The 11,905-nt window shown below is 66.5% G+C and carries 9 protein-coding genes; 8 read left to right on the top strand and 1 reads right to left on the bottom strand.

All coding sequences use genetic code 11. The features are described 5' to 3' along the window. The 5 genes from ACSQ25_RS12025 to ACSQ25_RS12005 all read left to right on the top strand — a co-directional run bounded on the left by ACSQ25_RS12025 (position 1) and on the right by ACSQ25_RS12005 (position 6,424). On the top strand, positions 1-1,173 hold the full coding sequence (locus ACSQ25_RS12025) for a DUF3616 domain-containing protein (protein ID WP_436105917.1): 1,173 nt from the start codon (positions 1-3) through the stop codon (positions 1,171-1,173). A gap of 99 nt (positions 1,174-1,272) precedes the next feature. After that, on the top strand, positions 1,273-1,638 hold the full coding sequence (locus ACSQ25_RS12020; RefSeq protein WP_436105916.1) for a hypothetical protein: 366 nt from the start codon (positions 1,273-1,275) through the stop codon (positions 1,636-1,638). 109 nt (positions 1,639-1,747) lie between these two features. Next, positions 1,748-2,770 carry a cyanophycinase gene (locus ACSQ25_RS12015; RefSeq protein ID WP_436105915.1) on the top strand — a complete coding sequence of 341 codons (1,023 nt, stop codon included), beginning with the start codon at positions 1,748-1,750 and terminating at the stop codon, positions 2,768-2,770. Positions 2,771-3,055: 285 nt separating this feature from the next. Continuing rightward, the gene (locus ACSQ25_RS12010; protein ID WP_436105914.1) at positions 3,056-4,432 is read left to right on the top strand and encodes an amino acid permease; all 1,377 of its coding nucleotides are present in this window, start codon (positions 3,056-3,058) and stop codon (positions 4,430-4,432) included. Between the two features lie 96 nt (positions 4,433-4,528). Further along, a complete protein-coding gene (locus ACSQ25_RS12005) occupies positions 4,529-6,424 on the top strand; it encodes a CocE/NonD family hydrolase (protein ID WP_436105913.1) in 1,896 nt (631 codons plus the stop codon). Positions 6,425-6,434: 10 nt separating this feature from the next. On the opposite strand, the gene ACSQ25_RS12000 is transcribed toward ACSQ25_RS12005, so the two are convergent. Continuing rightward, the gene (locus ACSQ25_RS12000; protein ID WP_436105912.1) at positions 6,435-8,027 is read right to left on the bottom strand and encodes an EAL domain-containing protein; all 1,593 of its coding nucleotides are present in this window, start codon (positions 8,025-8,027) and stop codon (positions 6,435-6,437) included. A 230-nt stretch (positions 8,028-8,257) separates the two neighbouring features. Between ACSQ25_RS12000 and ACSQ25_RS11995 the strand changes: the two genes are divergently transcribed. Genes ACSQ25_RS11995 through ACSQ25_RS11985 form a run of 3 tightly spaced genes read left to right on the top strand, consistent with a single transcriptional unit; the run spans position 8,258 to position 11,903 of the window. Next, a complete protein-coding gene (locus tag ACSQ25_RS11995; RefSeq protein ID WP_436105911.1) occupies positions 8,258-9,490 on the top strand; it encodes a 3-methyl-2-oxobutanoate dehydrogenase (2-methylpropanoyl-transferring) subunit alpha in 1,233 nt (410 codons plus the stop codon). 44 nt (positions 9,491-9,534) lie between these two features. Continuing rightward, on the top strand, positions 9,535-10,548 hold the full coding sequence (locus tag ACSQ25_RS11990) for an alpha-ketoacid dehydrogenase subunit beta (RefSeq protein ID WP_436108067.1): 1,014 nt from the start codon (positions 9,535-9,537) through the stop codon (positions 10,546-10,548). Positions 10,549-10,550: 2 nt separating this feature from the next. Then, positions 10,551-11,903: a dihydrolipoamide acetyltransferase family protein gene (locus ACSQ25_RS11985; RefSeq protein ID WP_436105910.1), complete on the top strand. Its 1,353-nt coding sequence runs from the start codon at positions 10,551-10,553 to the stop codon at positions 11,901-11,903. The last annotated feature ends 2 nt before the right edge of the window (positions 11,904-11,905 follow it).

Raw genomic sequence — 11,905 nt, 5'->3', positions numbered from 1 at the left:
ATGCATCCTTCCAACATCGTCCTCCTCGAATTCCACCCCGAACGCGACGAGCTTTGCTACGGCAAGGAGCTGCGCGACGGCCTCTCGGTCGCCCTGCGCATGGGCAGCTCGCTCTGGCTCGCCAACGACGAATCGGTCAGCCTCGAACGCCTGACGGTGTGCGAGGAAGACAGCACCGGCCGCAGCAGCTTCACGCGCGGCCACCGCCAGTACGCCCTGCACGACTACCTCGACCTGCCGTTGCCGCCGCACGGGGAATCGGAAGACGACATCAACGAAGCCGACATCGAGGGCCTGGCCTGTGACGGCAAATACCTGTGGCTGGCCGGCTCGCACAGCCTGCGCCGCAAGCAGCCGCGCGACGGCGACGGCGTCAAGAAGGCGCACAAGCGCCTGGCCTGCGTCAGCGCGGACGGCAACCGCTACCTGCTGGCGCGCATCCCGGTGGTGAAGGACGGCGACGGCTACACCCTGGAAAAGGAAACCGTCCACAAGCATAAGAGGCGCTGCGCAGCAATGCTGCGCGGCGACCAACACGGCAACGAACTGACCGCCCTGCTGAAGGAGGACGAGCACCTCGGTCCCTTCCTCGCCATCCCCGGCAAGGACAACGGCTTCGACATCGAGGGCCTGGCGGTGGCCGGCAAACACTTGCTGCTCGGCCTGCGTGGCCCCGTCCTGCGCGGCTGGGCGCTGGTGGTGGAGGTGGCCCTGGTCGACGACGAGCAGCCGGGCCGGCTGCGCCTGGCGCCGGTCACCGAGGATGGCCGCCTGTACGCGAAGCACTTCCTCGACCTGGGCGGTCTCGGGATCCGCGATCTCTGCGTGCACGGCAAGGATATCCTCGTGCTGGCCGGGCCGACCATGGACCTGGACGGCCCGGTGACCCTGTTCCGCTGGCGCGGCGGCGCTGCAAATGGCAATGGCGCGGGCAAGGACGGCGTGGTCGCGGCCGACGAACTGGAAAGGGTGCTGGAACTGCCCTTCGGCCGCGGGGTCGACCATCCCGAGGGCATCGCGCTGTTCGCGACCCAGGAGGACGGCAGCGAAGGGCTGCTGGTGGTGCACGACGCGGCCTCGCCGAGCCGCCAGATCGGCGACAGCACCCTGGTGGCCGACGTCTTTACGCTGCCACGACGTGAACGTCGAGCAAACGCAAAACCGGCAAAATAAATCTGCTGACATGCATATTTCCGCACGTTCGTGATTTTTGTTGAATTTCGCGCCCCGGTCGCGATGGTATTCTCGCCGCCTCGCTTCTGATTCCTTGCAATGACTCCCAAGAACACCCTGTGGGCGCTGCTGGCGCTCATGTTTGCCTGCGGTATGGCAGACGCCCTGTACGCCGCATCCCACGTACACATGCCGGACTGGTGGGCCCTGCTGTCGGCCTTCCTGCTGAACTTCCTGCCCTACTACTGGTATCGCCTGGACAGCGAGGCGCGGCTGTTCCGCCGCTCCCGCTGGCTGAGCTCGGCGGTGGTCGGGATCTCGCCGCTCGGCATTCCGCTCTACCTGCTGCGCAGCCGCCCGCAGGGCAGCCGCCTCACGTCGCTGGCGCGCATGTCGGGCTTCCTCCTGATGATGCTGGGCGCGGCGGCGGCCGGCGTGTTCGCCTTCTTCGTGATGCCCGGCTGATCCGCCTGCGCGCGGCCGGCGATGGCCGAATGTTGTGTTTTCGGCCTCGTTGAAGGGCCTGGTTTGTTGTATCCTCTTTAACACTCCCTTCAAGCCACGAAAGTTTCCCATGACTTCTTCGATGCGCGTTCGCAGCCTCCTTCTACGCAGCTGCCGGATCGCCGTGTTGGCCCTCGGCGCCTTGGGTGTTCAGGCAGCCCATGCCGAAAAGACCTACAAGTACTACGCAGTCGGCGATACCAGGGATGTTGCCCTCGCCCGGCCCGCACATGCCGCGCTGGTGCTGATGGGTGGCGGCCCGGACGTGGACGATGCGTTCAGATGGATGATCCGCAAAGGTGGCGGGGGCAACTTTGTCGTGATCCGCGCCACTGGAACGGAAGCCTATAACCCCTACATTTTTGCGATGGGAGGCGTCCGCTCGGTCGAGACCATTATCGTGCCGAGCCGCGGCGCGGCAAGCGATCCGTTTGTCCTGCAGCGGATACGCGGCGCCGAAGCACTCTTCATTGCGGGCGGCGACCAGAACGACTACCTGACATACTGGAAGGGCACGCCGCTGGCCGCCGCCTTGCAGGAACTTGCCGGCCGCAACATCCCGATCGGCGGCACCAGCGCCGGCCTGGCGGTGCTCGGCCAGTTCATCTACTCGGGCGCCAACCAGTCGGTGACCTCGGCGGAGGCGCTCGCCAACCCCTACGGTAGGAACGTCACCCTGGACCGCGATTTCCTGGCGCTGTTGCCACTGGCCAGGACGATCACCGATTCGCACCTCGATTCACGCGACCGCATGGGGCGCCTGGCGACCTTCATGGCACGCGTCGTCCAGGACGGCTGGACCAGCGCCGCGCGCGGCATCGGTGTCGATGTCGAGACCGCGCTGCTCGTCGAGAATGGCCAGGCAACGCGGGTCGGCGCCGGCTCCGCATACTTCCTGCAAACGGTCGGCCTGCCCCAGGTATGCTCGCCAAAAACACCCCTGACCTATCAGAACATCAGTGTCCGGCGCCTTTCCGGCACCGGCGCATTCGACCTGAACAATTGGGCCGGATACGGTGCAACGACCGATTATGCGATCTCGGCGGTCAAGGGTGCGCTGGTATCCAGCCAGCCAGGCGGTGCGATCTATTAGCGGCGCGCCTGCAGCGTCGGATTTGCTATGCTGGCAGCGAAGCCGCGCGCCGCGCGGCCAGCCCTTGAAGAATGGAGAACAGCATGCGCAAGATCATCATGATGGCCATTGCAGGCCTGCTCTGGAAAAAATTCGGCGGCAAGATGGCGCAGCGTTACCCGCTGGGCCACCGCACTTACCGCCGCTTCTGACACACCGGGCAAGAGCGCCGGCAAAGTTTCGCCCGGCGCGCCTTCCTTGCAGTAGAATCGCTGGCTTTAAGGCAACTCTCCCTTAAGGCCGACGATGGACGACGCGAAGCATGAACTCAAACGTGGCTTGAAAAACCGCCACATCCAGCTGATCGCCCTCGGCGGGGCGATCGGCACCGGGCTGTTCCTGGGCGTGGCCCAGACCATCCAGCAGGCCGGCCCCTCCGCCCTGCTCGGCTATGCGTTCGCCGGCCTGATCGCCTTCCTCATCATGCGCCAGCTCGGCGAGATGATCGTCGACGAACCGGTCGCCGGTTCCTTCGGCTATTTCGCCAGCAAGTACGGCAGCCCGATGGCCGGCTTCGTCTCCGGCTGGAACTACTGGGTGATGTACATCCTCGTCAGCATGGCCGAACTGTCCGCGCTCGGCATCTACGTCCAGTACTGGTTCCCCGAGATCCCGACCTGGGTCTCGGCGCTGGGCTTCTTCGTCCTCGTCAACCTGCTCAGCCTGATGAACGTCAAGGCCTTCGGCGAGCTCGAATTCTGGTTCTCGATCATCAAGGTTGCGGCGGTGGTCGGCATGATCGTGTTCGGCTGCTACCTGCTGGCCAGCGACACGGCGGGCCCGCAGGCCGGCGTGGCCAACCTGTGGCAGCACGGCGGCTTCTTCCCGAACGGCTTTGCCGGCCTGGCGCTGTCGATGGCGGTGATCATGTTCTCCTTCGGCGGCCTGGAAATGATCGGCATCACTGCCGCCGAGGCCGACAACCCGGGCCGCACCATTCCGCGCGCCATCAACCAGGCCATCTGGCGCATCGCCATCTTCTACGTGGGCGCGCTGGCCGTGCTGCTGATGCTGTATCCGTGGCAGAAAGTCGTCACCGGCGGCAGCCCCTTCGTGCTGATCTTTGCCGCCCTCGACAGCAATATCGTGGCCAACGTCCTCAACCTGGTGGTGCTGACGGCGGCGCTGTCGGTCTACAACGGCTGCGTCTACGCCAACAGCCGCATGCTGTTCGGCCTGGCCGAACAGGGCAATGCGCCGCGCGCCCTGCTCACCGTGTCGAAACGCGGGGTGCCGCTGGCGGCGCTGGCGGTATCGGCGGTCGCTACCGGCATCTGCATCTGCATCAACTACTTCCTGCCGAAGCAGGCCTTCGGCATGCTGATGGGTCTGGCCGTGGCCGCGCTGGTGATCAACTGGGGCATGGTGTGCTGGAGCCACCTGCGCTTCCGCCGCGCCAAGCTGGCCGCCGGCCAGGCGACTGCCTTCCGCAGCCCGTTCTTCCCGCTGACCAACTACCTGTGCCTGGCCTTCCTGGCCGGCATCGTGGTCGTGATGTACCTGACCCCGGGCCTGCAGCTGTCGGTGTGGATGATCCCGGCCTGGCTGGCCCTGCTGGCGCTCGGCTACCGGCTGCGCCAGCGCAGCGTGAGCGCCGCCCCCGCTTTGGTAAAGACGCCATAAAACGACACTGGGGCTGCGTTGTCGTGTTGCGCTAGCTCAATAGCTGCGCTGTTGATAAAGTGTTACTCCTGATCTATCCACGGTGAAGGAGTACGCTTGAAAAAGATTGTCGCCAGTTTCGTCGCAGTGAGCCTGTTCGCTGCGGATGCCGCCACCTTCGTCGCGGCGCAGGACTATAGCAAGTACAGCCAGGAAGCCCTGGACAAGGAACTGGCGCAGATCGCCACCTCCCGGCGCAGCGTGATGGTGCCGATGCGCGACGGCGTCAAGCTGTCGACCGACATCTACATGCCGAAGAACGCGAACGGCAAGCTCCCCACCATCTTGTGGAAGACGCCCTACAACGAGGGCAAGCTGAAGGGGGCGACCCAGCGCTACGTGATGGAATCGCTCAAGCGCGGCTACAGCTTCATCGTCCAGAACGAGCGCGGCCGCTACTTCTCCCAGGGCAAGTGGGAAATCCTGGGCAATCCCCAGACCGACGGCTACGACACCCTTACCTGGATCGCCGAGCAGCCCTGGTCGAACGGCAAGGTCGGCACCTTGGGCTGCTCCTCGTCGGCCGAATGGCAGCTGGCCCTGGCCGCCCTGAACCATCCGGCGCATGCCGCGATGGTGCCGATGGCGGCCGGCGCCGGGATCGGCAAGGTCGGCCGCTTCCAGGAGCAAGGCAACTGGTACACGGGCGGCGTCCCACGCAACCTGTTCTTCGTGTGGCTGTACGGCGTCGACAACCCGCTGCGGGCGGAACTGCCGGCCTCGATCACCGACGAAAAGCTGCGCACCCGCATCCAGGCCTACAACGACCTCAACCCGAACAAGCCGCAGGTCGACTGGAACAGGCAGATCAAGCACCTGCCGGTCAACGAGCTGCTCAGCTCGCTGGGCGAGCCGCCGGGAAGCTTCGAGCAATTGATCGCCCGCAGCCCGGCCGATCCGGCTTGGCGCCAGGGCGGCCTCTACCATGAAGGCATGGGCTGGGGTGTTCCGGCGCTCTGGTTCAACAGCTGGTACGACGTCTCGATCGGCCCCAATCTCGAGCTGTTCAAGCACGCGCGCGCGGCCGGCACCGACAAGGAAGCGAGTGCGAACCAGTACGCCGTGGTCGCCCCGAATCCGCACTGTGCGTTCGCCAAGCTCGGCCCGAACATGACGGTGGGCGAGCGTGCCATGGGCGACACCAGCTTCGACGTCGACGGCGCCATCTACGGCTGGTTCGACCGCTGGCTGAAAGGGAATACCAAGGCCTTCCCGGCCGACACGCCCCGTGTCCGCTACTTCGAGATGGGCGCCAACCGCTGGCAGCAGGCGGGCACCTGGCCGCCGGAGACGGCGAAACCGATGCGCCTCTACCTGCGCTCGGGCGGCAAGGCGAATTCGCTCTACGGCGACGGCCGCCTGACGGCGGAAGCGCCGGCCGCCAACGAGGCGGCGGACCGCTACCGCTACGACCCGATGAACCCGGTGCAGACGATCGGCGGCGGCGACTGCTGCAACGGCGGCATCGTCGTGCCCGGCGCCTTCGACCAGCGCCCGGTCGAGGCGCGCAACGACGTGCTGGTCTACACCAGCGAGCCGCTGACCAAGCCGGTCAGCGTGGCCGGTTTCGTGGACGCGGTGCTGAAGGTCTCCTCAAACGCCAAGGACACCGATTTCGCCGTGAAACTGGTCGACGTGGCGCCCGACGGCACCGCCTGGATCATCGGCGACACCATCTTCCGCGTCCGTTACCGCAACGGTTTCGACAAGCCGGAACTGCTCACGCCCGGCCAGGTCGTGACGATCCGTCCGACCCCGATCACGACCGCGATCCAGTTCGGCGCGGGCCACCGGATCCGCGTCGAGGTGACGTCCTCGAACTTCCCGAAGTTCGTGCGCAACCTGAACACGGGCGGGCCGAACGAGAGCGAGAAGCTTGGCATCGTCGCGGATAATGCGCTGCACCACGACGCCGTCAACCAGAGCTACATCGAGCTGCCGGTCGTGCGCTAGACGGCGTCGCCTAGCTGGCCGCCCGCGCCAGCGCGGCGGCGGCCTGCTCCCGCGCCTGCACCTGGCGCACGATCTCGCCGAAGGCCATCGGCCGCCCGAACAGCCAGCCCTGCGCATACTGGACGCCGTGCTTGAGCAGGAAGTCCGCCTGCGCCTGGCTTTCCACGCCTTCCGCGATCATGCGCAATCCGAGGTCCTTGGCCATGCCAATGATGTGCGCGACCACCTGGCTGGTCGGCGCCCCGGTGCCGATCGCCTCGATGAAGCTGCGGTCGATCTTCAGGTAGTCGAGTTCCAGCGATTCGAGGTAGGACAGGCTCGAGTAGCCGGTGCCGAAATCGTCGATCGCGAGCGCAAAGCCATGGCGCCGCAGCGCGCCCGATACCTCGCGCGCCACGACCGGGTCGAGCAGCCCGCGCTCGGTCACTTCGAGGATCAGGTTGGAAGGCGCGGCGCCCATCTCCCGCACCGTGCGCTGCAGGCAATCGAGGAAGCCTTCGGAATGGAAGTCGGCCGGCGCCAGGTTGACCCCGATGTGGAAGCGCGGGTGCTCCTGCAGGAAGGCGTGGGTATCGCGGCAGACCATGTAGAGTACCTGGCGCGTCAACTTGACGATCATCGCGTTCTGTTCGGCGATCGGGATGAACAGGTCGGGCATCACGATCTCGCCGGTGGGGCGGCGCCAGCGCACCAGTGCCTCGACCCCGATCCATTGCCCGTTGCGCAGGTCGACGACCGGCTGGTATTCCAGGAAAAATTCCTTGCGCCGCAGGGCGGTCTTGACCGCGAACGGCAAGGCCATCTGCTGGCGCGCGAGGTAGAGGATGGCCAGCGTCAGCACAATGCCGGCCAACAGCCCCGCGGGCACCAGGCGCATGGCGACGTCCTGCGAGCGCCCATGGAGGTAATGCAGCGGTACCGCCGCGATGCCGGCCGCCCGGTAGACCTGCGAGCGCACCACGGCGACGACGTAGCCGTCTTCCTCGAAGACGACCTCGCGCCGGTCGCCGAGCCGTTTTATCCAGTCCGGATCGACATGTCCGCGCGCGCTCAGCGGGGCCGGATAGTCGAAGGACATGACGGCAAGCGCAACGTCCGGTTCGCTCTTGGCGGTGTCGATCGGCAGGCCGGCGTGCAGGATGGCGCCGAAATCGCCGAACTGGACCACGAGAAAACGATGTTGCGGTGCAAAGGGGAAGCGCACGTTCGTGCGGACCAGGGCGCCGCGCCTGCTGCGGTAGGTGGGTGCGCCCAGTTCCAGGACCTGTGCCGAGCCGACGATGGACGAGCACGGCATGCGGTTGCCGACGATATGGCCGACTGCCTGGATATAGGTCGACGCAAGGTCGACCTCGCGCATCACATCGATGGCGACCGGCGCGCAGGGCGCCGCGGCATGCGGGGCGAGCCGGACAACGGCGGCCTCCACCTGGGCAGCTGTCTCGTTGCCGCGCACCACGACGTCGCGCGCATAGCCGAGCGCATGGGCGCCCTCGGCCTTGAAGGCCTGGCGCTCCGACTCTTCGATCGCAAGCCAGATCGGCAAGCCGATCCCGGCAATGGCAACCAGCAAAGTCAGCAGGACGACGGCGGTCTTCTTCACGATTTCCTGCGCATGGGCATGGACGGGCGACTCCGTGAGTCCATACTACAGACGCCGCGTGCGGCGGGCAACCGGCGCAGGCGTGCGAGCCCCCTCCTGTGCCGGGTCCGCCACGTCCCAGGGCCGCTATGCTGCATAGCAATATGAAAATAGTTTGCCGGGGCCTTCGTGTGCGCGGCCGTTGGCCGTATCATGCTTGCCGCAAGTCACCTTACAAAGGGGAAGCGTTTATGAGTCAGAGTAAGCCTCTGTCGCTGCACGTACCGGAGCCTACCGGCCGTCCGGGCTGCAAGACCGATTTTTCGTACCTGCAATTGAGTCCCGCCGGATCCGTCCGGCGTCCGCCGATCGACGTGGCGCCGCTCGACACGAGCGACATCGCGACCGGCCTGATCCGCGTCCTCGACGAGAACGGCGATGCCGTCGGTCCCTGGGCGCCGGAACCCGACCGCGAACTGCTGCGCTTCGGGCTGCGCACCATGATGAAGACCCGCATTTTTGACGCGCGCATGGTCATCGCCCAGCGCCAGAAGAAAATGTCCTTCTATATGCTCTCGCTCGGCGAGGAAGCCATCGGCACGGCCCAGGCCCTGGCCCTGGAAGACGGCGACATGCACTTCCCGACCTACCGCCAGCAGAGCCTCCTGTTCGCCAAGCAGGTGCCGCTGGTCGAGATGATCTGCCAGCTGCTGTCCAACGAGCGCGACCCGCTCAAGGGCCGCCAGCTGCCGGTGATGTACTCAGTGCGCCGCGCCGGCTTCTTCACCATTTCCGGCAACCTCGCGACCCAGTACCCGCAGGCCGTGGGATGGGCCATGGCCTCGGCCATCAAGGGCGATACCAAGATCGCCTCGGCCTGGATCGGCGACGGCGCCACCGCCGAATCCGACTTCTCGACCGCCCTCACCTTTGCCCACGTGTACCGCGCGCCGGTCATCCTCAACGTGGTCAACAACCAGTGGGCGATCTCGACCTTCCAGGCCATCGCCGGCGGCGAGAGCGTCACCTTCGCCACCCGCGGCATCGGCAGCGGCATCGCCTCGCTGCGCGTGGACGGCAACGATTTCCTGGCCGTGCTGAGCGCCTCGCGCTGGGCGGCCGAACGCGCCCGCTCCAACCTCGGTCCGACCCTGATCGAATGGGTCACCTACCGCGCCGGCCCGCACTCGACCTCGGACGATCCCTCGCGTTACCGCCCGGCCGACGACTTCCAGCACTTCCCGCTGGGCGACCCGATCGCGCGCCTGCGCCAATATCTCACCAAGCAGGGCTGGTGGTCGGACGAGGAGCACGACAAGGTGCAGGCCGAACTCGAAGCGGAAATCCTCGCGGCCCAGAAAGAGGCCGAGTCCTACGGCATCCTGGGCGACGAGCGCGCCCCGAGCGCCGCCACGATGTTCGAGGACGTGTACAAGGAGATGCCGGAGCACCTGCGCCGGCAGCGACAGGAACTGGGAGTATGAGCATGGCACGTGACGATCAAGCAGTAGACAAGGACACGGCCACCATGCCGATGACCATGATCCAGGCGCTGCGCTCGGCCATGGACGTGATGATGGAGCGCGACCCCAACGTGGTCGTGTTCGGCCAGGACGTGGGCTTCTTCGGCGGCGTGTTCCGCGTCACCGACGGCCTGCAGGCGAAATACGGCAAGTCGCGCGTGTTCGACGCGCCGATCTCGGAAGGCGGCATCGTCGGCACCGCAGTGGGTATGGCGGCCTATGGCCTGCGCCCGGTCATCGAGATCCAGTTCGCCGACTATTTCTATCCGGCGACCGACCAGATCGTGTCGGAAGCGGCGCGCCTGCGCTACCGCTCGGCAGGCGAGTTCACCTCGTCGATGGTGATCCGCATGCCCTGCGGCGGCGGCATCTACGGCGGCCAGACCCACAGCCAAAGCCCGGAAGCCTTCTTCACCCACGTGTGCGGCCTGCGCACCGTGATGCCGTCCAATCCCTACGACGCGAAAGGCCTCTTGATCGCGTCGATCGAGAACGACGATCCGGTGATCTTCCTGGAACCGAAGCGCCTGTACAACGGCCCCTTCGACGGCCACCACGACCGTCCGGTCGTGCCCTGGTCCGGCCACGCGCTCGGCAACGTCCCGACCGGCTACTACAAGGTCGAGCTCGACAAGGCGGCCGTGGTCCGTCCCGGCAACGACGTCACGGTGCTGGCCTACGGCACCATGGTCTGGGTCTCGGAAGCGGCGGCGCGCGAGAGCGGCGTCGATGCCGAAGTCATCGATCTGCGCAGCATCTGGCCGCTGGACCTCGAGACCATCGTCAACTCGGTCAAGAAGACCGGCCGCTGCGTGATCGTGCACGAAGCCACCCGTACCGGCGGCTTCGGCGCCGAACTTGCGGCGCTGGTGCAGGAACACTGCTTCTACCAGCTGGAGGCGCCGATCGAGCGCGTCACCGGCTGGGACACCCCTTACCCGCATGCGCAGGAATGGGCATATTTCCCGGGCCCGGACCGCGTCGCGGCGGCCCTGAAACGCACGATGGAGGGTCGCTGACCATGGGCATTCACGTCATTAAAATGCCGGACCTCGGCGAAGGCATCGCCGAAGTCGAAGTGGTGGCCTGGCACGTCCAGCCGGGCGACACGGTCAAGGAAGACCAGGTACTGGCCGACGTCATGACCGACAAGGCCACCGTCGAGATCCCCTCGCCGGTCGCCGGCACCATCACGAGCCTGGGCGGCGCCGTCGGCCAGTCGCTGGCCGTGGGCGCGGAACTGATCCGCCTCGAGGTCGAAGGCGCCGGCAACTTCTCCGGTGAGAAGGCGAAGCAGGAACCGGTGAAGTCGGCGGCCGCCACGGCGCCGGCGGAAGAAGTCGGCGATCCGCAGCTGGCCGCGGTGGCCCACGCGGAGGCGTCGAATGGCGCAGCGGCGAAGGCGGCGGCTCCCGCAGCGCCTCCTCCACCGAAGGCGCCGGCCCCACAATCGCGCGCTTACCAGAACGGTCCTGTCCCCATGCGCGCCGATGGCGAAAAACCGCTGGCCGCGCCGGCCGTGCGCCAGCGCGCCTGGGACCTGGGCATCGAACTGCAGTTCGTGCACGGCAGCGGTCCGGCCGGCCGCATCACCCACGCCGACCTGGACGCCCACGTGGCCGGTCGCCGCGGCGCCGGCACCGGTGCCGGCAGCGACAACCGCTATGCCAAGCTCGAAGGCGAGCACGCGTCGCCGGTCATCGGCCTGCGCCGCAAGATCGCCGAGAAGATGCAGGAGGCCAAACGCCAGATCCCGCACTTCACCTATGTCGAAGAGATCGACGTCACCGAACTGGAACTGCTGCGCGCCCAGCTCAACGCCCGCTATGGCGCCGAACGCGGCAAGCTGACCCTGCTGCCGCTCCTGATGCGCGCCGTGGTGCTGGCGATCCGCCAGTATCCGATGATGAATGCGCGCTACGACGACGCCAACAACCTGCTGACCCAGTACGACCCGGTCCACCTGGGAATTGCGGCCCAGACCGAGGCCGGGCTGATGGTGCCGGTGGTGCGCCATGCGGAAGCGCGCGATCCCTGGGACAGCGCGGCGGAAGTCGCACGCCTGGCCGATGCGGCGCGCACCGGCAAGGCAACGCGCGAGGAGCTGAGCGGCTCCACCATCACCATCACCAGCCTTGGTCCGCTGGGCGGCATCGTCACCACCCCGGTCATCAACCGGCCGGAAGTGGCGATCATCGGCACCAACCGCATCGTCGACCGTCCGGTGATCCGTGACGGCGCCATGGTGGCGCGCAAGATGATGAACCTGTCGTCCTCGTTCGACCACCGCGTGATCGACGGCCAGGTCGCGGCGAAGTTCATCCAGACCATCCGCGGCTACCTGGAAACGCCGGCGACCATCTTCGTGGAGTAAGG

This window comes from Massilia sp. LjRoot122 (assembly GCF_964252725.1).
In the GTDB taxonomy this organism is placed as follows: Bacteria; Pseudomonadota; Gammaproteobacteria; order Burkholderiales; family Burkholderiaceae_D; genus Telluria.
This window is presented reverse-complemented; position numbering and strand designations above follow the sequence as displayed.

Excerpts from the sequence above, each read along its gene's own strand:
- ACSQ25_RS12025 (WP_436105917.1), top strand. The coding sequence starts at position 1 with ATGCATCCTTCCAACATCGTCCTCCTCGAATTCCACCCCGAACGCGAC.
- ACSQ25_RS12020 (WP_436105916.1), top strand. The coding sequence starts at position 1,273 with ATGACTCCCAAGAACACCCTGTGGGCGCTGCTGGCGCTCATGTTTGCC.
- ACSQ25_RS12015 (WP_436105915.1), top strand. The coding sequence starts at position 1,748 with ATGACTTCTTCGATGCGCGTTCGCAGCCTCCTTCTACGCAGCTGCCGG.
- ACSQ25_RS12010 (WP_436105914.1), top strand. The coding sequence starts at position 3,056 with ATGGACGACGCGAAGCATGAACTCAAACGTGGCTTGAAAAACCGCCAC.
- ACSQ25_RS11995 (WP_436105911.1), top strand. The coding sequence starts at position 8,258 with ATGAGTCAGAGTAAGCCTCTGTCGCTGCACGTACCGGAGCCTACCGGC.
- ACSQ25_RS11990 (WP_436108067.1), top strand. The coding sequence starts at position 9,535 with ATGCCGATGACCATGATCCAGGCGCTGCGCTCGGCCATGGACGTGATG.
- ACSQ25_RS11985 (WP_436105910.1), top strand. The coding sequence starts at position 10,551 with ATGGGCATTCACGTCATTAAAATGCCGGACCTCGGCGAAGGCATCGCC.